Raw genomic sequence first — 24,223 nt, forward strand, 5'->3', positions numbered from 1 at the left:
GCCGGTGACCGGCCGGCCGCCGACCCCCGTCGTCCCGGCCGCGCACGCCGGCTTCGCACGCCGGAACCATACAGACGTGCGAAGGTGGTAGCAGCGAAGGGAGCGCGCACGTGCTGATGGAGAAGGTGGCGGAGATCATCGCCGAGGCGTCGGCCGAGGCGGTGGAACCCCGGTTCCGGGCCCTGGCCTCCGGCGAGGTGATGGAGAAGGCCCCGGGCGAGGTGGTCACCGTCGCCGACCGCGAGGCGGAGAAGATCATCGCGCGGCGGCTGCGCGAACTGCTGCCCGTCCCGGTGGTCGGCGAGGAGGCGGTGGCCGCCGACCCCGAGCTCGCCCGGGCCCTGCACGCCGAACCCGCCGCCTGGCTGGTCGACCCCGTCGACGGCACCGCCAACTTCGTCGCCGGGCACCCCGACTACGCCGTGATGGTCTCCCTGGTGCGCGACGGCCGGACCGTCGCCGCCTGGATCCGGCAGCCGGCCACCGGCACCACCTACACCGCCGAACTCGGCTCCGGCGCCTGGCGCGACGGCCACCGGCTGACCCGCACGCCTGCCGGCACCGATCCGGCCGCCTGGCGCGGCTCGGTGAAGCACCGGTTCCTGGACCAGTCCCGCCGCCGGCTGATCGAGGCCAACGCCCGCGCCTTCGGCGAACTGGTCCCCGGCCGCCACGCCGCCGGCATCGAGTACCCCGAGCTCGCCGAGGGCGACACCGACTTCATCCTCTACTGGCGCACCCTCCCCTGGGACCACGCCCCCGGCTCCCTCCTGGTGACCGAGTCCGGCGGCCGCGCCGCCCGCCTCGACGGCACCCCGTACCGCCCCGAGGCCCCGGGCGGCGAGGACGGCCTGCTCGTCGCCGCCGACCCGGCCACCTGGGAACGGTGCCGGGAGATCCTGTTCGCGCCCTAGAACCACCCCTTGGCCGCCCCCGGGGGAAATCCGGGAGCGCGGCAGGCGGCCCGGCTCCTACACTCGGCGATCATGACTTCACGGCGATCGGCCACGCTGCTCCTCGGCGCCCTCCTCCTGGCCACGGCCTGCACCTCCGCCCCGGACCCCGGCGCCCCGGCCTCCGCGCCGACGGCGGCCGTAACCCCGGCCGACACCCCGGACGAGACGCCGCCCCCGCCGCTCGCGGTGCACACGCTGACGTCGGCGGAGGTGCAGTACGGCTGGTGGAACTGGGCGGCGGGCAGCGAGGCGAACCGCAGCCCGGTGCTCGACCGGGACGGCCGACGGTGCGGCGAGCGCCAGCACGAGGACATCTGGTACCTGGCCGGGACGACCGGCGGCGGCGCGGTCGAGCGGACCTGCGCCGTCCCGGTCGGCCTGCCGGTCCTGTTCCCACTGGTGACCAGGGTCGGCGAGGCCGCCGACTGCGAGGTGTTCATGGACCGGGCCCAGGGCTCCGCCACGCTGGACGGCGTCCCGCTGGCGGCCGAACCGCTGGGCGCGACCCGAATCAAGCTGTACTCCGTCGCCGGAAACGCCTTCGGGCGGACCGTCACCGAATCCGAGAACATCTGGTCGTGCGGCCTGTGGGTGCGGCTGGACCCGCTGGCACCCGGCAGCCACGAGCTCACGCTCCGCGGCAGCGCCGAGAAGCCGGTTATCTCGGTGGAGGTGGACTACCACCTGCGGGCGGCCGTGCCCACCCCCACCGGAGCGGTCTGACCCGGCGGCCGGTCAGCGTGCCGTGCCCCACGCCTCCCGGCCGGCCCGGACCACCTCGCGGAGCAGTCCGGCGACCTCCTCCGCGGTGGTGTGCGGGTTGAGCAGGGTCAGTTTGAGCCGGACCCGGCCGGGGCCCTCACCGGGCAGTTCGGTCCGGCCGACCACGGCCCGGCCGCCGCGCAGCAGTTCGCGCCGCAGTTCGGCGTTGACCCGGTCGAGCGCGGCCGGGTCCGGGCCGGGCTGCTCCGCCGCGGCCGGGCGGTAGCGGAACAGCAGGGCGGTCAGAACGGGTTCGGCGTGCAGCTCCAGCTCCGGTTCGGCCCGGACGGCGGCGGCGGCGGACCTCGCGAGGTCGTGGCAGGCGTCGACGAGCCGGCCGAGCCCGGACCGGCCGAGGGTGCGCAGGGTGACGGCGAGCTTGAAGGCGTCGGACCGCCGGGTGGTGCGCAGCGAGAGGCCCAACAGGCTGGGGTAGCCCGCCTGTTCGTCGTCGGCCGGGTTGAGGTAGGCGGCCCGGCGGGCGAGTGACACATAGGTCTCGGCGTGGCGGACCAGGAAGACGCCGGCGGCGGCGGGCTGCCAGCCGAGCTTGTGCCAGTCCAGGGAGACGGAGTCGGCGCGTTCGATGCCGTCGAGCAGCGGGGCGAGCCGGTCGGAGAGCAGGGCGCCGCCGCCGTACGCGGCGTCGACGTGCAGCCAGGCGTCGTAGCGGGCGGCGAGTTCGGCGACGGCGGGCAGCGGGTCGACGGCGCCGGTGTCGGTGGTGCCGGCGGTGGCGACCACCGCGACCGGGGTGTGTCCGGCCCAACTCGCCTCGGCCAGGGCGCGTTCGAGCGCCGTCGGGTCCATCCTCAGATCGTGGTCGACGTCGATCGGGACGACGGCGCGTTCGCCGAGGCCGAGCAGGGCGGCCGAGCGCTGGACCGAGAAGTGCGCGGCCCGGGAGGCGAAGATCCGGGGCCGGACGCCGACGGAAAGGCCGAGGAGTCCGTCGAGTTCGACGATGCCGTCGAGTTTCTGGTCGCGGGCGAGCATGAGGCCCATGAGGTTGGACTCGGTGCCGCCGGAGGTGACGACACCGGCGGCCCGGGCGGGGTCGAAGCCGACCAGGGCGGCGAGTTCGGCGAGCAGCGCGGTCTCCAGCGCCGTCGCCGCGGGGGCCTGGTCCCAGGAGTCCTGGGACGGGTTGAGGGCACTGACGGCCAGGTCGGCGGCGGCGGCCACGGCGAGCGGCGGGCAGTGCAGATGGGCGGCGCAGTACGGATCGGCGGGGTCGGCGGCACCGTGGGCCAGCAGTTCGGTGAGACGGGCGAGGGCGTCGGGGCCCTCGGGGGCGGCGAGCGCCTCGTCGACCCGGGCGGCGAGGTCGGCTGGGCGGCCGGTCGGCAGCGGGCCGCCGCGCCGGGTGGCGCCGGCCGCCAGCGCGCCGAGGACGGTGGCGAGCAGCGGGCCGAGCGCGGCGGGGCCGCCGACGCCGCCGGAGAGCGCGTCGAGGGATGCGCCGTCGCCCTCGGCCCCGGGCCCCTCCCCCGGGCCGCCGCGGCCTTCACCGCTCGGGCCGACGGGGCGCGGGCCGACACCGCCGGGGCCGACACCGCCGGAGCCGACGCGGCGCGGGCCCGTACCGCCGGAGCCGACGCCGCTCACGCCGACGCCGCCGCGATGGCGTCGGCGAGCCGGTCCAGCACCGCGGACGCCTGCTCGTCCGTGATGGTGAGCGGGGGCAGCAGCCGCAGGACGGCGTCGTGCCGGCCGCCGAGTTCGACGATCAGCCCGCGTGCCAGGCAGGCTTCGCGGACCCGGACGGCGAGCTCGGGCGCGGCCGGCCGGGCCCCGCAGGCGTCCGGCCCGGCGTCCGGGTCGACGAGCTCGACGCCGATCATCAGCCCGCGCCCGCGCACGTCGCCGATCGCGGGGAGCTCGCCGGCCAGCGCGCGCAGCCGGTCGACCATCCGCCCGCCGACCAGCGCCGCCCGTTCGGCAAGCCCGTTCGCGGCGACGTAGCGCAGGGTGGCGGCACCGGCCGCCATGGCCAGCGTGTTGCCGCGGAAGGTGCCGGTGTGGGCGCCGGGCCGCCAGCCGTCGTACTCCTCCCGGTAGACGACGACGGCGAGCGGGAGGCTGCCGCCGATCGCCTTGGAGAGGACCATCGCGTCCGGCAGGATCCCGCTGTGCTCGACCGCCCACATCGCGCCGGTGCGGCCGACGCCGGTCTGCACCTCGTCGACGATCAGCGGGATCCGGCGCTCGGCGGTGATCCGGCGCATGGCGCGCAGCCAGTCGTCCGGCGCGGGGACGACGCCGCCCTCGCCCTGGACGGCCTCCAGGACCATCGCGGCGGGCGGGACGACGCCGCCGGCCGGGTCGTCGAGCAGTCGTTCGACGTACGTGGCGGAGAGTTCGGCCCCCGCCTCCCCGCCGACCCCGAACGGGCAGCGGTAGCCGTAGGGGTAGGGCAGCCGGACGACCTCGCCGCCACCGGGCAGCGGCTCCTTGACGGCGACGTTGCCGGTGAGCGCGAGGGAGCCGGCGGTCATCCCGTGGTAGGCGCCGGTGAAGGCGAGGGCGCCGGAGCGGCCGGTGGCGGTCTGCATCAGCTTGAGCGCGGCCTCGACGGCGTCGGTCCCGGCGGGTCCGCAGAAGTGCACACGCGCCCCGTCGGCGAAGGCGGGCGGCAGGCTCTCGAACAGCGCGGTGGTGAAGTCGTCCTTCTCGGCGGTCGCGAGGTCGAGCAGGTGGAGCGGGGCGCCGCTGTCGAGGGTGCGGCGGATCGCGGCCAGGACCACGGGGTGGTTGTGGCCGAGGGCGAGGGTACCGGCGCCGGAGAGGCAGTCCAGGTAGCGGCGGCCGTCGGCGCCTTCGACGGTCATGCCGCTGGCGCGCACGGGGACGATCGGGAACGAGCGCGCGTAGGTGCGGGCGCCGGACTCGCGCAGACGCTGGCGGCGCAGGACGGCACCGGCCGAGGACACCGTCCCGGCGGCGGGCGCGGGCCCCGGGCCGGGCGCGGGAACGGCGGCGGCACGGGGGACGGTCGGACCGGTGGCGGGCTCAGCGGCGAGCGTCAAGGCGTACTCCCAGAAAATTAGGTGAGCCTAACCTTACTTGTCCGACCTGCCCTGATCCGTCCGGGGGCACCGGAACCACCCTTGCGAGTGACAGCCCGTCCATTCCTCAACGACCGGACCGGCCGGAGGTCACGGCCTCCGACCGAGGCCGGCGCGCTACCCTCGCCGCATGCCACCCTCGCCCCGGAGCGGCTCCACCGCCCCCGCCGACGACGACACCCCGACCGGCCGCGCCGCCGGACTCGCCCGCACCCGGGAGTTCTTCGGCGCCCGCGCCGCCGGCTGGGACGCCAAGTTCCCGGACGACGGCCCGCGCTACGCCGCCGCGATCGCCGAACTCGCGCTGCGCCCCGGCGACTCGGTGCTCGACGCGGGCTGCGGCACCGGCCGCGCGCTGCCGCCGCTGCGCGCCGCGGTCGGCCCCACCGGGCGGGTGCTCGGCGCCGACGTCACGCCCGAGATGCTGGCCGAGGCAGCCGCCCGGCACCCCGGCACAGCCGCCCTGCTGCTGGCGGACTGCGCCCGGCTCCCGCTGCCCGACGCCGCACTGGACGCCGTGTTCGCGGCCGGACTGGTGTCCCACCTGGCCGACCCGGCCCACGCCCTGCGGGAGTTCGCCCGGGTCGGCCGGCCCGGCGCCCGGCTGGCGCTGTTCCACCCCGTGGGCCGCGCCGCGCTCGCCGCCCGCCACGGCCGCCCCCTCACCCCGGACGACCTCCGGGCCGAACCCAACCTCCGCCCCCTGCTCGGTGCCACCGGCTGGCGCCTCGTCGCGTACACGGACACCGACGACCGCTACCTCGCCCTCGCCGAGCGCGCGGAGCACTGACCGGGGCGGGCCGGACCCACCCCGGGCGGGGGCGGGGGTGACCCACGGCCATGATCACCGACGTGCCAGACTCGGGCTCCGTACGCACCCGCACCGGGTGCCCGAGCGAAGGAATCCCGCATGGCACTCTTCGGCAACGCGCACCGGATCGACAACGCCGAGGCCCAGAAGGAGTTCGCCCGGCTGTTCGGCCAGGGCGAGCAGGTCCACGCGGCCTACCAGCTGGTCCGCGACGCCTTCCTGTTCACCGACCGCCGCCTGATCCTGGTCGACAAGCAGGGCATCACCGGCAAGAAGACCGAGTACCACTCGATCCCCTACCGTTCGATCACCCACTTCGCCGTGGAGACCGCGGGCAGCTTCGACCTGGACGCCGAGCTGAAGATCTGGGTCTCGGGCGCCGCGCTGCCGATATCCAAGAACTTCACCAAGGGCGTCGACATCTACGAGGTGCAGGCCCTGCTCACCCAGTTCGTGGCCCGCTGACCCCAGCACCGGAGCCGCCGGAGCCGCCCGTCCAGCGGTAGCACAGCTCGGGCCGGCCGACCGTGCCGTACCGGGGCTCGCGGGCGGCGAGGCCGGTCTCCACCAGGTGCTCCAGGTAGCGGCGGGCGGTGATCCGCGAGACCCCGGCCGCCGCACCGGCGGCGGCCGCCGACAGGCCGTCGCGGTCCGCGCGCAGCACCCCGGCCACGGTGTCCAGCGTCGGAGCGCTCAACCCCTTCGGCAGGGCGGTGCGTTCGGGCACCCGCAGCAGCGCGAGCGCCTGGTCGACCTCGTCCTGCCCGGTGGCCGGCCCGGTCCGGGCGAGGGTGTCCCGGTAGCGGGCGTAGCGCTCCAGGCGGTCGTGCAGCGCGGCGGCCGCGAACGGCTTCAGCAGGTACTGGACGACGCCGGCGGAGACGGCCCGGCGGACCATCGCGAGGTCCCGGGCCGAGGTGACCGCGATGACGTCGGTGGCGTGCCCGGCCGCCCGCAGGGTGCCGCAGAGCTGCAGGCCGTGCCCGTCGGGCAGGTAGAGGTCGAGCAGCAGCAGGTCGACCGGACGCCCGGCGGCCCGGGCCCGCTCCAGGAACCGCAGCGCCTCCGCGCAGCCGTGCACGGTGCCGACGGCCCGGAAGCCCGGCTCGCGCCCCACGTAGAGGGTGTGGGCGGCGGCGGCCACCGGGTCGTCCTCGACCACCAGGACGGAGATCTCCGCCGGTTCGGCGCTCCCGGCCCGTTCGGCGCCCCGGTCCCGGCCGGACCCGCGGCTCACGGGGCCACCGCCAGACGCCCGTGCTCCCCGGCGCCGTCACGCGCCGGGAGGTCGAGCGGCAGCCGGACGGTGAGCACCGCGCCGCGGTCCCGGCCGACCTCGACGGTGCCGCCGTTGCGCCGGGCGGCCTGGGCGACCAGGGCGAGCCCGAGTCCGCGCCCGTGGCCGCGCCCGCTCCCCGCCCCGGCGCCGGCCGCCCCGAAGTCCGTCGCCCCGACCTCGGCCGACCCGCCGCCGTGGCCGCCCGCGTGGGCGTCGCGCTTGGTGCTCCACCCTCGCCGGAACACGTCCTCCACCGCGCCCGGGTCGATCCCGGCCCCGGTGTCGGCGACCCGCAGCAGCAGGTGGTCCCCGTCGATCCGGGCGGTGACACCGACCTCCGGGGGCCCGGGGTGCGTGGCCGCGCCGGTGATCGCGGCGTCCACGGCGTTGTCGATCAGGTTGCCGAGCACGGTGATGAGGTCCCGGGCGCTCAGTCGCGCCGGCAGCACGCCGTCGTCGATCGAACTGTCCGGTGTGAGCGTCAACTCCACCCCCCGCTCGGCGGCCTGGGCGGCCTTGCCCAGCAGCAGGGCGGCCAGCACCGGTTCGCCGACGGCGGCCACCACCCGGTCGGTGAGCCGCTGGGCGAGGGCGAGTTCGGCGGTCGCGAACTCCACCGCCTCGCGGTGACGGCCGAGTTCGATCAGCGAGACGACGGCGTGCAGCCGGTTGGCGGCCTCGTGCGCCTGCGCGCCGAGCGCCTCGGTGAAACCGCGCACGGAGTCCAGTTCACCGCTCAGCGCCTGGAGTTCGGTGTGGTCGCGGAGGGTGAGGACGCGGCCGAGCCCGGTGCCGATGGTGGAGGTGTTGAGCACCACCACCCGCTCGGCGGTCAGATGGACCTCGTCCCGGACCGGCGTGTCCCCGGCGACGGCCGCCAGCAGCGCGTCCGGCAGCCCCAGCCCGTCGACCGGACGGCCCTCCACCGGGCCCGCCAGACCCAGGAGTTCGCGCGCCGCGTCGTTGCAGAGCACCACCCGGTGCTCGCGGTCGAGCAGGACCAGCCCCTCCCGGACGGCGTGCAGGGTGGCCTGGTGGTACTCGTAGAGATGACTGAGCTCGGCCGGCCCCATGCCGTGGGTGTGCCGCCGCAGCCGGGAGTTGGCGAGATAGGTGCCGATCCCGCCGACGGCCAGCGCGGCCCCGGCGACCCCGACCAGCGCGAGCAGCGGACCGCGCAGCTGTGCCGAGATGGACTGCACCGTGATGCCGGCGCTGACCAGGGCCACCACCCGGTGCCGCTCGTCCAGCACCGGGGTGACCACCCGCACCGACGGGCCGAGCGTGCCGGTGTAGGTCTCGCTGCGGGTCTCCCCGGCGAGCGCCCAGTCGATGTGCCCGAGGAAGGGCCGCCCTATCTGCTCGGGCAGCGGGTGGGTCCAGCGGACGCCGGCGGTGTCCATCACGGTGACGAAGGAGACGCCGGTGTCGACCCGCACCCGCTCGGCGTAGGGCTGGAGCACGGCCGTCGGATCGGGCGCGCCGGCCGCCTCGCGGACCGTCGGCGAGTCGGCGACGGCGCGGGCGACGGCGGTGACCTGGCGACGGGCCGCGTCGTCGGCCCGGCCGGCGGTGAACAGGTAGGCGAGCAGCGCCCCGCCCGCGACCACGGCGGCGACGATGACCACCTGGACGACGAAGAGCTGTCCGGCCAGGCTGCGCACCAGTCGGCGCGGCGGGAGAGGGGTACGCACGGACATGCCTGTCAGTGTGCACCACGACCGCGCCGGAGCGGACCGGGGTACGAGCCCGCGGTGACGTGAACTCTATGAACGCAAACGTGACCCGCGTCACGCCCGGACGCCATAGTCGGAGCGGCCCACCACCCGGGCCCCCGGGACCGCGGGCCGGCGCACCCCCCATGGGCGAACCCCTCCACGAGGGCAGGCCCATGAGCGCACGCCCACGAGCACGCACCCGTCGCGGACCCCCCTTGACGGGCGCCTGTTCGTGGGCGCACCCCCACGGCGCACGCGGCGCCGGGCACAGCAGGGCGAAGGAGCCACAGATGTCGATCACCGGAGCAGCGGCGGGCACGGGCGCCAGACCGAAGGACCGCACCCACGTCCTCTATCTCGCCGTGATCGCGGCGGTCGTCGCGGGTGTCGTGGTGGGACTGGCCGCACCGGACTTCGCGGTGGAGCTCAAGCCCGTCGGCACGGGGTTCGTCAACCTCATCAAGATGATGATCAGCCCGGTCATCTTCTGCACCATCGTGCTCGGCATCGGCTCGGTCACCAAGGCCGCCAAGGTCGGCAAGGTCGGCGGCCTCGCGCTCGGCTACTTCCTCGCCATGTCGACCGTAGCCCTCGGCATCGGCCTGCTGGTCGGCAACCTGCTGGAGCCCGGCGGCGGCCTCCACCTCACCGCGGCGCTCGCCAAGTCCGGCCACGCCCAGGCCGCCGCCGGCGGCGCGCAGTCCACCGCCGACTTCCTGCTCGGGATGATCCCGACCACCATGCTCTCCGCCCTCACCGAGGGCAAGGTGCTGCAGACCCTGCTGATCGCCCTGCTGGCCGGCTTCGCCCTGCAGGCGATGGGCCCGGCCGGCGCCCCCGTGCTGCGCGGCGTCGAGCACGTGCAGCGGCTGGTCTTCCGGGTCATGGCGATGATCATGTGGGTGGCACCGATCGGCGCCTTCGGGGCGATGGCCGCCGTGGTCGGCGCCACCGGCACCGCCGCACTGAAGAGCCTCGCTGTCATCATGGTCGGCTTCTACCTGACCTGCGCGCTGTTCGTGGTCGTGGTGCTCGGCACCCTGCTGCGCCTGGTCGCCGGCGTCAACATCTTCACCCTGCTCCGCTACCTCGGCCGCGAGTTCCTGCTGATCCTCTCCACCTCCTCCTCGGAGAGTGCCCTCCCCCGGCTGATCGCCAAGATGGAGCACCTCGGCGTCAGCCGCCCGGTGGTCGGCATCACCGTCCCGACCGGCTACAGCTTCAACCTGGACGGCACCGCGATCTACCTGACCATGGCCTCGATCTTCATCTCGGAGGCGATGGACAAGCCGATGTCGGTGGGCGAGCAGCTGTCGCTACTGGTCTTCATGGTGATCGCCAGCAAGGGCGCGGCCGGCGTCACCGGCGCCGGACTGGCCACCCTCGCGGGCGGGCTCCAGTCGCACAAGCCGGCCCTGGTGGACGGCGTCGGGCTGATCGTCGGCATCGACCGGTTCATGTCCGAGGCCCGGGCGCTGACCAACTTCGCCGGGAACGCCGTCGCCACCGTGCTGATCGGGCAGTGGACCGGGGAGCTCGACCGCGAGCGGGCCCGGCAGGTGCTGGCGGGCGAGGTGCCGTTCGACGAGCGGACGCTGCTGGACGCGGACCCGCACGGCGGGACCCCGGCGGCGGACCCCGCCGCCCCGGTCGGACCGCCCTCGGCCGTCCCCGCCCCGGCTGCGGCCACCCCGGTCCCGGCCGCGGCCGCGGCCACCACCACGACGGCCGCCTGACCGGCGGCCCGTCCCTCCCGCTCCCCTGGTCCGGCGCCCCGCCCAACCCCCCGGAAATGGCGACGGACCAGGGGTCCCACGTGTTCCGGGACCGGCGCACCCGTACGACGACAGGCGCGGAGCACACGTCGCGATCACCGCGCCCGGAGCAGCGCGGCGGGCGAGCGCGAGCACGCCCGCCGGAATCACCTGCCTGGCGCATCCTCCCCGGTCGACAGACGCCCCGCTCGCGCCCGCCCTGCGCCGGTCGACGGTGCGCGCCGGCCGGCGATGGGACGATCCCGCGGGTGACGGACCGGCCCGGACGGACCGGCCCGCGCCCGCTCAGACCTCTTCCGAGCCGCTGAGCGCCCAGCTCAGCCCGGTCGCCGGATCCTCCAGCGCGAGGTGCAGGTGCCGCAGCCGGTCGGCCGGATCGTCCCAGGTGAAGCAGCGCATCCGCGCGACCAGGGCGCGGACCTCCGCCCGGTCCGCCGACTCCGGTCGCTGTGCGCCGGTCATCGCCGTCAGCACCCGCCACAGCGCCAGCCGACCGTGGGCCGCGCCGTGCGCGCGGTCCGCGACGCCCGCCTGCACCAGAGCCGGCCAGGCGAGGGCGAACGGCAGATACCCGCCGACGACCCGCGGCCCGGGCGCGAGCTGCGCGGCGGCCCCCGCCGCCGACCCGCGCACGCAGACCGTCCGGGCCCAGCCGGCCAGCTCCGCCAGCGCCCGGGTGGCCGACTGCCCCGGCAGCCGGACACCGGGTTCGGGGAGTTCCACCCGGGCCAGCCCCTCCCGGCTGGCGGGCAGCGTCAGCAGGGCGCTGCGCGAACCACCGTGGCGCAGGTACTCCCGGACCGGCATGCCGTCGGCCCGCCCCACCGACTCCCAGGGCTCCAGCACCAGCGGCACCCCCTCGGGGTCCGGTTCGGCGCCCCAGGAGAGGTCCTCGCCGAGCAGTACCCGGGTCTGCGCGACCAGCCGCCGCACCGGGGACGGCCCGATCAGCGGGGCCAGCCGCCGCCAGGTGTGCCGGGTGGCCAGCACTTCCCAGAGCGGTCCGGCGTCGTGGTCGGCCACTCCGGCCGCGGTACCGGGGCCACCGTCCGCGTCGAACAGCCGTGCTGCCACCTCGGGCGGCGCGGCGTACGCGATCAGGTGGCCGAGCGCGGCGGTGGCGATGCCGGCCCGGCTCCGGGCGGCCGCGACCGCCCCGCCTCCGTCCGCCAGGTCGAGCGCGACGGCGGCGGCACGGGCCTGCCGGTAGGCGCCCAGCAGTTCGATCCAACGGCCCGCGTCCGCAAGGGAGCGGAGCCGATGCTCCTCGTACGTGATCACGATTTGCAGCGTACGGGGCGAGGCCGGGGCTCAGCTGACTTGCCGTCAGACCGGTGCGTCGGACCCCGCGCGCGCCCCTGGCACATGCCCGGACGCGCGTCCGGCCGGAGGGTCGGACACGCGTCCCGTCGGCGGCTCGGACACGCGTCCGGACGGGGAGCCGGGTGCGCGGCGGCCGCCGGGGCCGGCCTCGGCGGGCGACTCGCGCTCCCGCTCAAGGACACCCCGCAGGCGATCCAGCGCCCGGCGCCGGGTGACCGCCAGGGTGGATCGGTGCACGCCGAGGAGCGTGGCGGCCTCCTCCAGGCTGTACCCGTCGAGGTCGACCAGCAGCACCACCCTCGCCTGCTTCACCGTCAGCCGGCGCAGCAGCCGCACCACCTCCCAGTGCGCCTGCAGCTCGGCCACCCCACCGCCCGAGGGATCGTCACGCCCACCGCTCCCCCCGCCGACCGCCGCGGCACCACCGATCGGGCCGACCTCCTCCGGCAGCCCGTACGGGAGCAGCCGACGACGGTCGCGACGCCACTCGTCGCGCACGACATTGGCCATCGCGGTGAACGCGTAGGCGTAGGGCCGGGGATGGCCGAGGAAGCGGGTGGGATTCCGGGCGATCCGCAGATACACCTCGTGGACCACGTCGCCCGCGCCGGACGGGTCCCCGAGCATGCGCACGGCGGCTCGCTGGAGCCGGGGCAGCAATTCCGTGAACACCCGGTCGAATTCCGCGGCCTCGACCGACGGGCGCGAATGCGGGCCGGGACCCGGGCCCGGATCCGCCCCGCCCCGGCAACCGGCAGTGACTTCCATCCCGCCCCCTCGGAAATTCGGCACCCCGAAGGCCCGGCCGATCGATGTCGGACCGCCGGCCGCACGCCCCTGTGACGCACATCACATCATAGTTCGTCACCACACCGTTCCGCAGCCGTTCGCGTACGGGACGGGAGTGGAGCCGGGTGACACCTGGGCGGTTCTGCAAAGCCCGGGGGGTGACTTTGCAAAACCGCGCCAGCACTTTGCAGAGTCGCCCCCGGGGTGACCTCCGGCCGCCGTCCCGGAGGTCACCCGCTGAAGATGACGTGCCAACGGCGGCCGGGCGCGGAGGCGTTCGGATCCCCACCGGCCGGGGTGGAGCCGCCGCCTCCGCCCCGGCCGCCACCCCGGGCAGCTCGCACCGGGGTCGGCGGCCGGGGCGGCTCGGACCTGGCGGGTGCCCCGGGCCGGGCGGACTCCGCGCGGAGGCCGGGGTGGTCGAGCAAGGGTGCTTCTTGTGCCGTCCGTGCGTGCGCTTCCGACCCGGGGTGCACGGGACGCTATCGGCGCGGCCGCCCGGCGGCGGCGAGGATCCGCGAATCCGCCCGCGGCACCGGGGCGCTGTGTTCGAATGTCCCGGTCGTATGCCCCGACCGGACAGGCCACCCTGGCTACGGAGCCCCCGGGCCGGGGCACTCCCCTTCCGACTCTCCCTTGCCGTGGGCCACTTGCCGTCGTCCGCATGCCATCGGCCACCTCCGTCGGCCACGCGGCACCAACCGCGAACCGCCTGCCGTCAGCCGTCAGCCGTCAGCCGTCAGCCGTCAGCCGTCAGCCGTCGACCCTCGGCCCTCAGCCGCGCGGCGTCAACCGGACCCGCATCGGACTCCGCACCTGGAGCGTGATGCCCTGGCCCAGCCGGACACCGCGGTCCACGGCCTCGAAGTCGAAGTCCCGCAGCAGCGCGCCCAGCGCCAGCACCGACTCCAGCATCGAGAAGTGCTGCCCGATGCAGGCCCGCGGCCCGCCCCCGAACGGGTACCAGGCGTACCGGTGCCGCTCCTTCTCCCGCTCCGGCAGGAAGCGGTCCGGGTCGAAGCGGTCCGGCTGCTCCCAGTGGTCCGGGTGCCGGTGGGTGACCCACGGCGCGAGGATGACCTGGGCACCGGCGGGCACCACGTACCCGTCGATCACCGACTCGTCCACCGAGCGGCGCCCCATCTGCGAGGCGGCCGGGTAGAGCCGCATCGCCTCCTTCAACACCTGGGTGAGGTAGGGCAGCGCCTCCAGATCGGCCGCCACCGGCGTCCGTCCGGCCAGGACGGCGTCCGCCTCCTCGCGCGCCCGGCGCCGCTGCTCCGGGTGCTTGGCCAGCAGGAAGAGCGCGAAGGCGAGCGAGGTCGCCGTGGTCTCGTGCCCGGCGAGCAGGAAGATCAGGACCTGGTCGCGCAGTTCGGCCGGGTCGAGCCGCTCCCCGCCCTCGCCCCGGGCCCGGGTCAGCAGCTCCAGCAGGTCGTCCGGGCCGGCGTCGTCGACGACTCCGGCCGCCCGCCGCACCGCCCGCTCGGCGATGATCCGGTCGCACACCGCGTAGAGATCGCGCTGCGCGCCGGTGGCCCGCCGGTTGGCCGGCGTCGGCCAGCCGCGGGGCACCCGGACCGGCGCGAAGCCGCGTTCGAGCACGAACTCGCCGAGCACCGGGAAGCTGTGGTGCACCACCCGCACCGCCGCCTCCACGTCCGCCCCGAACAGGATCCGGGCCACCGTGCGCAGCGCGAACCGGGACATCTCCTCCGCGACGTCCACCACGCCGCCGGGCACCGCCCGCCAGCGGTCCGCGAGCACCGCGCTCTCCTGCCCGATCGCCTCCGCGTAGCCGTCCACCCGGCGCCGGGTGAACAGCGGCTGGATCAATCGGCGCTGGCGCTGGTAGTCGCCGTCCTGGCTGGTCAGCAGGCCATTGCCGAGGCTGGTCCGCAGTTCGTCGTAGAAGCTGTTGTCCTTGCGGAAGTTGGCGGCCTCGCTGCCGAGCACCTGGTGTGCTCCCTCGGGTGAGAACACCGCGTAGAACTCGGCCCGCAGTCCGGGCGGCCCGGCGGTGAAGCGGACCACGTCGCCGTAGTCGCGGCGGGCGTCGAGGTACGTCCGCAGCGGACGCCGGGTCAGGTCGAGCAGTGAGCCCACCAGCGGGAGTCCGGGCGGCCCGGGTATCCGGGTGATGGTGGCGGCGGTGCCGGTGGTGCTGGTGGTCGCGGCGGTCAGCGACATGTCCCCTCCTCGGTCGTACGCCCCGCCGGTCCCGCGCCCGGTCGGACGCCCCCGTCGCCGACCGCGCGACCGGTCGGTCGTGCCCTCGTTCCGTCCCCAACGTAACTGCCGGGTAATCGGCACAGAAGGGGCGCACGGGGCGCGGCCGACGCGCACCTCCCCGCGCTCGCCGGCCGCCCCGCGCCCCCTCGAACACGGCACGGACCCCGGACGGCACCCCGGGACGGCTCGCCTCCTCCGGTGGCGGCTTGCGTCTTCCGACAGACCTGTCACCCGCTTCGTCACTCCTGGCCTGTGCGATGAGACAGACGAAAATCAGCCCGCATATGCGGCACTATGATCGGCGTAATGGCCGCATCTGCGGCCTTGACCCCGCGCCCCTCCCGGCGCGCCCAGGAGGGGAAGCCCAGGAATGACCATCCGCAGAATCACCGCCACCGCGGCGGCGGCCCTCGTTCTGGCCCTCGGCGCCACCGCCTGCGGCAGCGACGGCGACACCGACGCCAAGGGCACCAGCAGCTCCCCCGCCGCCCCCGGCACGGGCGCGGCGACCGGCACCGCCACGGGTGCGACCAGCGCCCCGAAGGCCACCGGAGCGATCACGGTGTTCGCCGCCGCCTCGCTCAAGGAGACCTTCACCGACCTCGGCAAGAAGTTCGAGGCCGCCAACCCCGGCGCCAAGGTCACCTTCAACTTCGGCGGCAGCTCCGCCCTCGCCACCAGCATCAACTCCGGCGCCCCGGCCGATGTGTTCGCCGCCGCCAGCCCCGCCACCATGAAGACCGTCACCGACGCGGGCGGCGCCACCGGCGAGCCGAAGACCTTCGTGCGCAACACCCTCGCCATCGCCGTGCCCAAGGGCAACCCCAAGCACTTCGCCGGCCTCGCCGACCTGACCGCGCCGGGCGTGAAGGTCGCGCTCTGCGCCAAGGAGGTGCCCTGCGGCGCCGCCGCGCTGACCGCGCTCAAGGCCGCCAATGTCGACCTCACCCCGGTCACCCTGGAGCAGGACGTCAAGGGCGCGCTGACCAAGGTCGAACTGGGCGAGGTCGACGCCTCGCTCGTGTACCGCACCGATGTCAAGGCCGATGCTGCGAAGATCGACGGCGTGGAATTCCCCGAGGCCGCCAAGGCCGTGAACGACTACCCGATCGCCGCCCTCGCCAAGGCGCCGAACAAGGACGGCGCCGCCGCCTTCGTCGCCTACATCCAGTCGTCCGAGGCGCAGCAGGTGCTGACCGCGGCGGGCTTCCAGGCGCCGTGATCCGTCGCACGGACCGCACGGCCCCCGGGGGCTCCAAGGGCCTCGGGGGCGGCGCCGCCGACCGGGCGGGCGGCACGCGCCGGCCGCGCGGGCGGCGGCGGGCGCACCGGGTCCCGGCCGCCCTGCTGCTGCCCGCCCTGCTCGGCCTGGCGTTCCTCGTGCTCCCCCTGGTCGGGCTGCTGGTCCGGGCCCCCTGGAGCACCCTGTCGGACCAGCTCACCAGCCCCCAGGTGTGGGAGGCGCTGCGCCTCTCGCTCGTCTGCGCGACGGCCGCCACGGCGGTGTCCCTGGTCCTGGGTGTGCCGCTGGCCTGGCTGCTGGCCCGGACCGAACTGCCGGGCCGGCGGCTGGTCCGGGCCCTGGTCACCCTGCCGCTGGTGCTGCCGCCGGTGGTCGGCGGCGTCGCGCTGCTGCTGGTGCTCGGCCGGCGCGGCATCGTCGGCTCCTGGCTGGACTCCGCCTTCGGCATCACCCTGCCCTTCACCACCACCGGTGTGGTGATCGCGGAGGCGTTCGTCGCGATGCCGTTCCTGGTGATCAGCGTCGAGGGCGCGCTGCGCGCCGCCGACCCGCGCTACGAGGAGGCCGCCGCGACCCTGGGCGCCTCCCGGCTGACCGCGTTCCGGCGGGTCACGCTGCCGCTGATCGCCCCGGGCATCGGGGCCGGCGCCGTTCTGGCCTGGGCGCGGGCGCTCGGCGAGTTCGGCGCGACGATCACCTTCGCGGGGAATTTCCCGGGCCGCACGCAGACCATGCCGCTGGCCGTCTACCTCGCGATGGAGTCGGACCCGGAGGCGGCGATCGCGCTGTCCCTGGTGCTGCTGGTGGTGTCGGTCGCGGTCCTGGCGGGGCTGCGCGAGCGCTGGATGTCCACGCCGTGAGGCGGGCCGCCGGGACCGCGCCCTCCCGCCCGCCCGGTCCACCGCCCTTCCCCGCTCCCGCCCCTGTCCCCTTCCCCGCCCCCGGAGCGCCACGCCGATGACCTCCCACCCCGGCGCAGCCGGTCTGGACGCCCGGCTGCGGGTCGACCGCGCCGCCTTCACCCTGGACCTCGCCCTCACCGCCGCCCCCGGCGAGGTGGTCGCGCTGCTCGGCCCGAACGGCGCCGGCAAGTCCACCGCCCTGCGCGCGCTGGCCGGCCTGTTGCCGCTCGGCGCCGGTCACCTCCGCCTGGACGGCGAGGTCCTGGAGGACCCGGCCCTGCGGCTGTACACCCCCGCCGAGGAACGCCCGGTCGGCGTGGTCTTCCAGGACTACCTGCTCTTCCCCCATCTGAGCGCCCTCGACAACGTCGCCTTCGGCCCGCGCTGCCGGGGCCGCTCCAAGCGCGAGGCCCGCGCCGAGGCCGCGGGCTGGCTGGAGCGGATGGGCCTGGCCGGGCACGCCGGCGCCCGCCCGGCCCGGCTCTCCGGCGGGCAGGCCCAACGGGTGGCTCTGGCGCGGGCGTTGGCCGTCCGGCCGCGACTGCTGCTGCTGGACGAGCCGCTGGCCGCCCTGGACGCCCGCACCCGGCTCGACGTCCGGTCCCAACTGCGTCGCCACCTGGACGAGTTCGAGGCGGTCGCGGTCCTGGTGACGCACGATCCGCTGGACGCGATGGTGCTGGCCGACCGGCTGGTGGTGATCGAGGACGGGCACGAGGTTCAGTCCGGCCCGCCGGCGGAGATCGCGCGCCGGCCGCGCACCGACTACATCGCCCGGCTGGTCGGACTGAACCTCTACCGGGGCACCGCGGACGGTCACCGGGTGACCCTGCCGGACGGCGCCGTGCTGACCACCGACGAGGACCGGTCCGGTCCGGTGTTCGTCGCCTTCCCGCCGTCCGCCGTCGTCCTGCACCGCTCGCGGCCGGAGGGGAGCGCGCGCAACGTCTGGGAACTGACGGTCAACGGGCTCGACCTCCACGGCGACCAGGTGCGGGCCGACCTGGCGGGGGCCGTCCCGATGGCCGCCGACCTCACCCCGGCGGCGGCCGCCGAACTCGGCCTGGCGCGCGGCACGACGGTGTGGGCCGCGGTCAAGGCCGCCCAGACCCACGCCTATCCGGCCTGACCGCACTCGCCCCCTACCGGCCCCCCACCGGCTCGGGTGGTCACTCGGCGGGCGTCACGAAGCCCGACTCGTAGGCGAGGACGACCGCCTGAGTCCGGTCCCGCGCGCCGAGCTTCGCCAGCACGCTGCTGACGTGGGTCTTCACCGTCTGCACCCCGAGGAAGAGGTGTTCGGCGATCTCGCCGTTGGTGAGCCCGCGTGCCACCAGACCCAGCACCTCGGTCTCGCGTTCGGTCAGGGCGGCGCGGGCCATCGTGCCGCGCGCCGCCGCGTTGCCCCGGGCGGTGGCGAGCCGACGGATCTGGGCGGGGAAGAGCAGCGACTCACCGGCCGCCACCAGCCGTACCGCCTGGGCGATCTCGCTCGGCCGGGTGCGCTTGAGCAGGAAGCCGTCCGCGCCCGCCCGCAGTGCCTGGTAGACGTAGTCGTCGATCTCGAACGTGGTGACGACCAGGATCTTCGGCGCGTACCCGCCGGGCGCGGCCGCGTCACGGACCAGTTCCCGAGTTGCGGCGAGACCGTCCAGACCGGGCATCCGAACGTCCATCAGGACCACCTGCGGGCGCAGTCGGCGGGCGAGCGCGATCGCCTCCGCGCCATCCGCCGCCTCCCCGACCACCCGCAGGTCGCCCTGCGCCTCCAGTACCACCCGCAGGCCGGCCCGGACGAGTTCCTCGTCGTCGGCCAGCAGATTGTCGATCGTCACCCGTCCAAGCGTAGGGGTACCCGAACGGCCAGCACCCACTCGCCGGACTCGGCGCCCGCCGTGGCCTCGCCGCCCAGCAGCACGGCCCGTTCACGGATGCCCCGAAGTCCCTTGCCGCCCCGGCGCGGTGAACCGTCCGTCCGGCCCCGCTCGGCACCGGACGGACGGGCGGGGTGCGAGTGCGCCGGGTGCGGGCGCAGGGTGTTGGCGCAGCGCAGTTCCAGGTTGCCGTCCCGGAGCGCGATCCGGATGCTGATCGGCTCCCCCGGCGCGTACTTGAGGGCGTTGGTGAGGCCCTCCTGCACGATCCGGTAGCCCTCGCGGGAGAGCACCCCGGGGAGGGCGCCCGAGCGGACGTCGACCGATGCCTCGACGGGGCTGCCGGCCGCCCTGGTGGTCTCGAACAGGGCGGGGAGCCGGTCGATCCCGGGCCGCTCCCGCGCGTCCTCGCCGCTGCCGGGGTCGCCCGACGCGCCCCGGCCTCCCGGCTCTCCCGGCTCTCCCGGCTCTCCCGGGTCGCGCAGCAGGGCGAGCGTGCGCTCGAGGTCGTCCATCGCCCGGCGGCCGGTCTCCTCGATGATCTCCAGCGCCTCGGCCGCGAACGCCGGGTCGCCGACCTCGCGCGCCGCCCCGGCCTGGAGGACCGTCACCGTCAACGCGTGGCCGATCGAGTCGTGCAGCTCGCGCGCCAGCAGGTTGCGCTCCAGCAGGCGTTCGGCCCGGAGTTCGGCGGTGGCCAGGCGCTCCGCCGGGGACGGCCCCAACAGCCGCACCGCCATGGCGAGCTGGAGCCGCCCGGCCCCGACGACCAGCCAGCCGAGCGCGAACAGCGGCACCGGCGCCAGCAACGGCGCCCAGACCGACCCGCCCGGACCGTCCGCCAGCGGCCCGAACACCGTCCGCTCCGGCCGCGCCACCAGGTCGAAGGCGGCGCCGGCCAGGAGGACCGAGGCCGCGCCGACCAGCCCGCCGAGGAGCACCCGCCCGACCAGCCAGGCCGCCGTCCGCCGCCGGTCGGCCCAGCCGCGGGCGGGCTCGACGGCGATGTCCCGCTCCCGGTCGGGCACCAGCAGCAGGCGCGCCTGCACGCCCTCCGCCCGCCGCATCGCGGGCACAAGCGCGGCCAGCCCCAGCAGTGCCGCGTCCACGGGCACCGCCCGCGCCAGCACCTCGCCCGGGCTCCACCCCTCGACGCCCGGATAGACCATCAGCACCACGCCGACGAAGACCGGACCGATCATCAGGTGCAGCCAGCGCGAATAGGTGGAGGCGCTCAGCAGGGGCGCGAGTATTCGGGGCATCGCGCCATCCTGCCAGCTCAGGGCCCTGCGGAAACTCCCGCTCGGGAGGGAGGCGGATCCCCTCCCGAGCGGGATCCGCCGGACCCCCGGGGCGCGGTCCCATGGAGTCACCGAAGCACGGAGGAACGGAGGACGGTTGTGATCAAGGTGGAGGGCCTCACCAAGGAGTACGGCGGGGTGCGGGTGGTGGACGGGCTCGACTTCGAGGTCGCCCCGGGGGTGGTCACCGGCTTCCTCGGGCCCAACGGCGCCGGGAAGAGCACCACCATGCGGCTGGTCCTCGGCCTCGACCGCCCCACCGCCGGCCGGGCCCTGGTCGACGGCCGCCCGTACGCCGAACTCGACCGTCCGCTGCTGCGGGTGGGAGCACTGCTCGACGCGCAGGCCCTGCACGGCGGCCGCACGGCTCGGGGCCACCTCCGCTGGCTGGCCGCGAGCAACGCCCTGCCGGACCGCCGGGTCGACGAGGTGCTCGACCGGGTCGGCCTGACCGGGGCGGCCGGGCGGCGGATCCGCGGCTTCTCGCTCGGCATGCGCCAGCGCCTCGGGGTGGCCGCGGCACTGCTCGGCGATCCACCGGTCCTGATGCTCGACGAGCCGGTCAACGGCCTGGACCCGGAAGGCATCCGCTGGATCCGCACCCTGCTGCGCGGACTGGCCGCCGAGGGCCGGGCGGTGCTGGTCTCCTCGCACCTGATGACGGAGATGGCCCTGACCGCCGACCACCTGGTGGTGATCGGCCGGGGCCGGCTGCTGGCGGATTCGGCGACCTCGGACTTCATCGACCGCCACGGCCGGACCAGGATCCGGGTGCGGGCCGTCGACCCGGTCCGGCTGGCCACGCTGATGCTCCGCTCCGGCCTGGACGCGCAGCCGTCCACCGACGGCGCCTGGGAGGTCACCGGCACGGCGGCCGAGGAGATCGCCGCCCTGGCCGCCGCCGACGGCGTGGTGCTGTTCGAGATCGCCGTCCAACAGGACTCCCTGGAGGAAGCGTTCATGCGGATGACCGCCGACAGCGTCGAGTACCGGGCGGTGGCCGCGTGACCGCCACGACCGGCTCGACCGGCTCGACCGGCTCGACCGGCTCGACGATCCCGGCCGCCCTGCGCGCCGAACGGATCAAGTTCACCACCCTGCGCTCGCTCTGGCTCACCCCGCTGGTCGGCCTGCTGCTCACGGTCGGGTTCACCACCGCCGTCGCCGCCACCCTCGGCGACAAGGACGGGAGCATCACCGCCGACCCGGGTGTCGGCATCCACTACGGCCTCAACTTCGGCCAGGCGGCACTGGTCTGCTTCGCCGTCCTGCTGTTCGGCCAGGAGTTCAACACCCGCATGCTCGGCCTGTCGCTGACCGCCGTCCCGCGCCGCGGCCGCCTCTACGGCGCGAAACTCGCCCTCGCCGCGGCGGTCGCCCTCGCCGTCGGAGTGCTCGGGACGGCCGGGGCGTTCGCCGGCTACGCCGCCTTCGTACCGGAGGTCCGGGGTGGCCCCGCCCTCGTGCGCAGTGCCGCGGCGGGTGCGCTCTACCCGGTCCTGCTGGTGGTGTTCTGCCTCGGGCTGACCGCCGTCCTGCGCAATCCCACCGCGGCCATGGGTCTGCTGCTGCCGGTCGTCTTCCTGCTCTCGCCGCTGCTGTCCGGGGTCCCGGTCGTACGCCACGTCGTGCAGTTCCTGCCCGACCGGGCCGGCCAGTACGCGCTGCGCTGGAGCGACGACCCGCAGGTGGCGTACGGGCACTGGACCGGCCTGTTGATCATGGCCCTGTGGGCCGTCGCCGCCACCTGCGGCGGCATCCGCAGCCTGCGCCGCCAGGAGGTCTGAGACGTGCCACCGAGGTGGAGCACCCGCCGCCCCGGGGCCGCGGGTGTCCTTCCGGGCGGACGGGCCGCGTCCGCCTCCGTCTCCGTCTCCGTCTCCGCGTCAGTCGGTCCGGAGACCCACCGCCAGGGTCAGTTCGAGGATCCGGTGCGGCGACGCGAGATCCGGGAACAGCTCCCGCAGCTGCGACATCCGGTACCGGACGGTCTGCGGATGGACGAACAGCGCCGCCGCCACCTCGTCCCGCCTGCCCTGGTGCAGCAGCCACGCCCGCAGCGTCTCCTCCAGCCGCCGCGCGGTCGCGACGGGCAGGGTCCGCAGCGGTGCGAGGGCGCGGGCACGCAGGTCGGCGAGCGCGTCCGCGTCGGCGCTCAGCACCAGCTCGGGCAGGTGCTCCTCGGTGTCACGAATATCGGCGGAGAGGGCCCGCGCGCGTACGGCCCGCGCGTACGAGGCGGACGCGCGGGTCCACGGCCGGGCCGGGCCGACCACCGCGCTGCGGCCGGTCAGCTGCCGCAGGAGGTGCGACCGTTCGGCGTCGGGGACGAGCAGCACCCCGGTGGCGTCCGGCAGATCGTCGAGGACGAGCGTGCTCGGGTCGAGCGCGCGGTAGGCGGGCCGGGCCTGCGCGGCGGGCAGCAGGACGGCGGTCAGCGACAGCGGGGGCTGCCACCCGGCCCGTTGCCCGGAGGCCAGCAGCACGTCCGGGCTCGCTCCGGCGAGGAGGTCGCGGGCCAGGTGCTCCAGGTGGCGCTCCTGGGCCCTGCCTCGGGCGGCCAGTTCGTCGGCGTGACCCGCGGCGCTCGCGGCGGAGAGCTCGTCGATGTAGGCGAAGGTCAGCTCGGCGAACTTGGCGACCTCGGCCGCGGGCAGCCCCGCGGGCACGGCACCCGCCGCCAGGCATCGCCAGGCCACGCGGGCGCCGACGCGGTAGGCGCTGAGCAGGGCGTCCATCGAACGGCCGTCGCGCACCTCACCGCGGCCCAGCTCGTAGGCCGCGCCCCCGGCGTCGCCACCCGTGGCGTTCCCGCTCGCCAGGTCCAGGTAGTGCCCCAGGGCGGTGCGCACGGCCCGGCGGATGGTGCCGCCCATGCGGCCCGAAAGAGCGTTGGCATAGGGAGGGACCTCGTCGATGATCGCCTCGACGACCTCGTCGGCGGTGGCCGCCAGCGCGGCCCGAAGCGCCGCGACCGTCGTCGCGTCCAGCACCAGCTCGCTGGCCCTCCGGATGGCATGGCTCATGTTTTTGTTCCCTACGAACAATTCAGCCGACCAGATTTACGTCCTACGGTCAGGACTTTACGCCTTGGGCGCAGCAAGCTGGAGGCATGACGAGTGCAACCCTCCGCGGCAGAGCATGGAAACTGCTGGAGATGGTCACGACGCCGCTGCTGCCGTCGGACTACCTCGACCTGGTCAGCCCGCTGCGCGCGGGCGCCGATCTGCGGGGGCGCATCGAGGCCGTGCGCCCCGAGACGGGTGACGCCGCGACCGTCGTGATCAGACCGGGGCGGGGCTGGCGCGGCCACACGGCCGGCCAGTACGTGCGGATCGGGGTCGATGTCGACGGGAGGCGCCTGTGGCGCGCCTACTCCATCACCTCACCGACGAACCGCCGGGACGGCCGCATCACGATCACCGTGAAGGCGATCCCGGACGGCAAGGTCAGCAACCACCTCGTCCGCAGGGCGGCCCCGGGCACGCTGATCCAGCTCGACCAGCCGACCGGTGACTTCGTACTGCCGCGCGCCAGGCCCGCCAAGGTGCTCTACCTGACGGCCGGCAGCGGCATCACGCCCGTGATGGGCATGCTGCGCGACACCGGGTTCGACGACGTCGTCATGGTCCACTGCGCGCCGCGGCCGCAGGACGTGATCTTCCGCGGCGAACTGCACGACCTGGTCGCGGACGGGAAGCTGCGCCTCACCGAGGTGCACACCGACACCGACGGCAAGCTCGACCTCGCCCGGCTCGGCGAACTCGTGCCCGACTGGGCCGAGCGCGAGACCTGGGCCTGCGGGCCCGCGGGCCTGCTCGACGCCGCGGAGGAGCACTGGACCGGGCACGGCGTCCGGGAGCGCCTGCACACCGAGCGCTTCCGCCCCAGCGTCGTCGTCACCGACGGCGGAGACGGCAACGGCGGCGGCGAGGTCACGTTCAGCGCCTCCGGCCGGACCGTCGACGCGGACGGCACCACGCCGTTGCTGGACGTCGGCGAGGAGGCCGGCGTGCTCATGCCCTCCGGGTGCCGTATGGGCATCTGCTTCGGCTGCGTCACGCCGCTCAAGGCGGGCGCCGTCCGCGACCTGCGCACCGGCGAGATCACCGAGGCCGAGCCGGGCGTCCTCATCCAAACCTGTGTGTCCGCCGCCGCGGGCCCCTGCGACATCGAACGGTAGAGGCACC

The 24,223-nt window shown here is 75.4% G+C and carries 21 protein-coding genes; 11 read left to right on the forward strand and 10 right to left on the reverse strand.

What is annotated here, in order from left to right; all coding sequences use genetic code 11:
* Window positions 1-116: 116 nt before the first annotated feature.
* Window positions 117-914, forward strand: coding sequence for an inositol monophosphatase family protein (locus ACIQ9P_RS18585; protein ID WP_402357032.1), 798 nt, complete (start codon window positions 117-119; stop codon window positions 912-914).
* A gap of 72 nt (window positions 915-986) precedes the next feature.
* Window positions 987-1,679, forward strand: a complete 693-nt coding sequence (locus ACIQ9P_RS18590) for a signal protein (RefSeq protein WP_402356594.1) — start codon at window positions 987-989, stop codon at window positions 1,677-1,679.
* Window positions 1,680-1,691: 12 nt separating this feature from the next.
* On the opposite strand, the gene ACIQ9P_RS18595 is transcribed toward ACIQ9P_RS18590, so the two are convergent.
* Window positions 1,692-3,326 carry a pyridoxal phosphate-dependent decarboxylase family protein gene (locus ACIQ9P_RS18595; protein WP_402356596.1) on the reverse strand — a complete coding sequence of 545 codons (1,635 nt, stop codon included), beginning with the start codon at window positions 3,324-3,326 and terminating at the stop codon, window positions 1,692-1,694.
* Complete coding sequence (locus ACIQ9P_RS18600; RefSeq protein WP_402357035.1) at window positions 3,323-4,651, reverse strand: diaminobutyrate--2-oxoglutarate transaminase family protein; 1,329 nt, start codon at window positions 4,649-4,651, stop codon at window positions 3,323-3,325. The genes ACIQ9P_RS18595 and ACIQ9P_RS18600 overlap by 4 nt, the downstream gene beginning before the upstream one ends.
* Before the next feature lie 265 nt (window positions 4,652-4,916).
* On the opposite strand from ACIQ9P_RS18600, the gene ACIQ9P_RS18605 reads away from it, so the two are divergent.
* Both ACIQ9P_RS18605 and ACIQ9P_RS18610 read left to right on the forward strand, forming a co-directional pair.
* Window positions 4,917-5,576, forward strand: a complete 660-nt coding sequence (locus ACIQ9P_RS18605; RefSeq protein WP_402356599.1) for a class I SAM-dependent methyltransferase — start codon at window positions 4,917-4,919, stop codon at window positions 5,574-5,576.
* A gap of 120 nt (window positions 5,577-5,696) precedes the next feature.
* Window positions 5,697-6,062, forward strand: a complete 366-nt coding sequence (locus ACIQ9P_RS18610) for a PH domain-containing protein (protein WP_093859648.1) — start codon at window positions 5,697-5,699, stop codon at window positions 6,060-6,062.
* Here the strand turns inward: ACIQ9P_RS18610 and ACIQ9P_RS18615 are convergent.
* Both ACIQ9P_RS18615 and ACIQ9P_RS18620 read right to left on the reverse strand, forming a co-directional pair.
* The gene (locus tag ACIQ9P_RS18615) at window positions 6,040-6,771 is read right to left on the reverse strand and encodes a response regulator (protein ID WP_402357038.1); all 732 of its coding nucleotides are present in this window, start codon (window positions 6,769-6,771) and stop codon (window positions 6,040-6,042) included. The two genes, ACIQ9P_RS18610 and ACIQ9P_RS18615, sit on opposite strands and share 23 nt — an antisense overlap.
* Window positions 6,772-6,830: 59 nt before the next feature.
* Window positions 6,831-8,576, reverse strand: coding sequence for an ATP-binding protein (locus ACIQ9P_RS18620; RefSeq protein WP_402356602.1), 1,746 nt, complete (start codon window positions 8,574-8,576; stop codon window positions 6,831-6,833).
* Between the two features lie 308 nt (window positions 8,577-8,884).
* Here ACIQ9P_RS18620 and ACIQ9P_RS18625 point away from each other — a divergent pair, with 308 nt between their 5' ends.
* On the forward strand, window positions 8,885-10,330 hold the full coding sequence (locus tag ACIQ9P_RS18625) for a cation:dicarboxylate symporter family transporter (protein WP_402356605.1): 1,446 nt from the start codon (window positions 8,885-8,887) through the stop codon (window positions 10,328-10,330).
* A 324-nt stretch (window positions 10,331-10,654) separates the two neighbouring features.
* Here ACIQ9P_RS18625 and ACIQ9P_RS18630 read toward each other — a convergent pair whose 3' ends face one another.
* From ACIQ9P_RS18630 to ACIQ9P_RS18640, 3 genes are all read right to left on the reverse strand, one after another.
* Entirely contained in the window at window positions 10,655-11,650 is a 996-nt protein-coding gene (locus ACIQ9P_RS18630) for a hypothetical protein (protein WP_402356608.1), read from the reverse strand.
* A gap of 45 nt (window positions 11,651-11,695) precedes the next feature.
* A complete protein-coding gene (locus tag ACIQ9P_RS18635) occupies window positions 11,696-12,364 on the reverse strand; it encodes an RNA polymerase sigma factor (protein WP_402356611.1) in 669 nt (222 codons plus the stop codon).
* A gap of 891 nt (window positions 12,365-13,255) precedes the next feature.
* On the reverse strand, window positions 13,256-14,671 hold the full coding sequence (locus tag ACIQ9P_RS18640) for a cytochrome P450 (protein WP_402356614.1): 1,416 nt from the start codon (window positions 14,669-14,671) through the stop codon (window positions 13,256-13,258).
* Between the two features lie 412 nt (window positions 14,672-15,083).
* Here ACIQ9P_RS18640 and modA point away from each other — a divergent pair, with 412 nt between their 5' ends.
* From modA to ACIQ9P_RS18655, 3 genes are all read left to right on the forward strand, one after another.
* Window positions 15,084-15,935, forward strand: a complete 852-nt coding sequence (modA, locus tag ACIQ9P_RS18645; RefSeq protein ID WP_402356617.1) for a molybdate ABC transporter substrate-binding protein — start codon at window positions 15,084-15,086, stop codon at window positions 15,933-15,935.
* Window positions 15,932-16,816 carry an ABC transporter permease gene (locus ACIQ9P_RS18650; protein WP_402356620.1) on the forward strand — a complete coding sequence of 295 codons (885 nt, stop codon included), beginning with the start codon at window positions 15,932-15,934 and terminating at the stop codon, window positions 16,814-16,816. Before modA ends, ACIQ9P_RS18650 begins: the two co-directional genes overlap by 4 nt.
* Window positions 16,817-16,913: 97 nt before the next feature.
* Window positions 16,914-17,987, forward strand: coding sequence for an ABC transporter ATP-binding protein (locus ACIQ9P_RS18655; protein ID WP_402356623.1), 1,074 nt, complete (start codon window positions 16,914-16,916; stop codon window positions 17,985-17,987).
* 40 nt (window positions 17,988-18,027) lie between these two features.
* Here the strand turns inward: ACIQ9P_RS18655 and ACIQ9P_RS18660 are convergent, their stop codons facing one another.
* Window positions 18,028-18,693: a response regulator gene (locus tag ACIQ9P_RS18660; protein WP_402356626.1), complete on the reverse strand. Its 666-nt coding sequence runs from the start codon at window positions 18,691-18,693 to the stop codon at window positions 18,028-18,030.
* Window positions 18,690-19,994, reverse strand: coding sequence for a sensor histidine kinase (locus tag ACIQ9P_RS18665; protein WP_402356629.1), 1,305 nt, complete (start codon window positions 19,992-19,994; stop codon window positions 18,690-18,692). The genes ACIQ9P_RS18660 and ACIQ9P_RS18665 overlap by 4 nt, the downstream gene beginning before the upstream one ends.
* A gap of 138 nt (window positions 19,995-20,132) precedes the next feature.
* Here ACIQ9P_RS18665 and ACIQ9P_RS18670 point away from each other — a divergent pair, with 138 nt between their 5' ends.
* The gene (locus ACIQ9P_RS18670) at window positions 20,133-21,041 is read left to right on the forward strand and encodes an ATP-binding cassette domain-containing protein (RefSeq protein WP_402356632.1); all 909 of its coding nucleotides are present in this window, start codon (window positions 20,133-20,135) and stop codon (window positions 21,039-21,041) included.
* Entirely contained in the window at window positions 21,038-21,820 is a 783-nt protein-coding gene (locus ACIQ9P_RS18675; protein WP_402356635.1) for a hypothetical protein, read from the forward strand. Before ACIQ9P_RS18670 ends, ACIQ9P_RS18675 begins: the two co-directional genes overlap by 4 nt.
* A gap of 99 nt (window positions 21,821-21,919) precedes the next feature.
* Here the strand turns inward: ACIQ9P_RS18675 and ACIQ9P_RS18680 are convergent, their stop codons facing one another.
* Window positions 21,920-23,059, reverse strand: coding sequence for a PucR family transcriptional regulator (locus ACIQ9P_RS18680; protein WP_402356638.1), 1,140 nt, complete (start codon window positions 23,057-23,059; stop codon window positions 21,920-21,922).
* An 86-nt stretch (window positions 23,060-23,145) separates the two neighbouring features.
* Between ACIQ9P_RS18680 and ACIQ9P_RS18685 the strand changes: the two genes are divergently transcribed.
* Window positions 23,146-24,216, forward strand: coding sequence for a ferredoxin reductase (locus ACIQ9P_RS18685; RefSeq protein ID WP_402356641.1), 1,071 nt, complete (start codon window positions 23,146-23,148; stop codon window positions 24,214-24,216).
* Window positions 24,217-24,223 lie beyond the last annotated feature (7 nt).

It is taken from the genome of Kitasatospora sp. NPDC094019, assembly GCF_044764505.1.
Lineage (GTDB): Bacteria > Actinomycetota > Actinomycetes > Streptomycetales > Streptomycetaceae > Kitasatospora.

Bases quoted from the DNA above. Each gene is read 5' to 3' on its own strand.
- ACIQ9P_RS18590 (WP_402356594.1), top strand. From the start codon at position 987: ATGACTTCACGGCGATCGGCCACGCTGCTCCTCGGCGCCCTCCTCCTG.
- ACIQ9P_RS18665 (WP_402356629.1), bottom strand. From the start codon at position 19,994: ATGCCCCGAATACTCGCGCCCCTGCTGAGCGCCTCCACCTATTCGCGC.
- ACIQ9P_RS18680 (WP_402356638.1), bottom strand. From the start codon at position 23,059: ATGAGCCATGCCATCCGGAGGGCCAGCGAGCTGGTGCTGGACGCGACG.
- ACIQ9P_RS18685 (WP_402356641.1), top strand. From the start codon at position 23,146: ATGACGAGTGCAACCCTCCGCGGCAGAGCATGGAAACTGCTGGAGATG.
- ACIQ9P_RS18655 (WP_402356623.1), top strand. From the start codon at position 16,914: ATGACCTCCCACCCCGGCGCAGCCGGTCTGGACGCCCGGCTGCGGGTC.
- ACIQ9P_RS18585 (WP_402357032.1), top strand. From the start codon at position 117: ATGGAGAAGGTGGCGGAGATCATCGCCGAGGCGTCGGCCGAGGCGGTG.
- ACIQ9P_RS18610 (WP_093859648.1), top strand. From the start codon at position 5,697: ATGGCACTCTTCGGCAACGCGCACCGGATCGACAACGCCGAGGCCCAG.
- ACIQ9P_RS18605 (WP_402356599.1), top strand. From the start codon at position 4,917: ATGCCACCCTCGCCCCGGAGCGGCTCCACCGCCCCCGCCGACGACGAC.
- ACIQ9P_RS18625 (WP_402356605.1), top strand. From the start codon at position 8,885: ATGTCGATCACCGGAGCAGCGGCGGGCACGGGCGCCAGACCGAAGGAC.
- modA (WP_402356617.1), top strand. From the start codon at position 15,084: ATGACCATCCGCAGAATCACCGCCACCGCGGCGGCGGCCCTCGTTCTG.
- ACIQ9P_RS18620 (WP_402356602.1), bottom strand. From the start codon at position 8,576: ATGTCCGTGCGTACCCCTCTCCCGCCGCGCCGACTGGTGCGCAGCCTG.
- ACIQ9P_RS18640 (WP_402356614.1), bottom strand. From the start codon at position 14,671: ATGTCGCTGACCGCCGCGACCACCAGCACCACCGGCACCGCCGCCACC.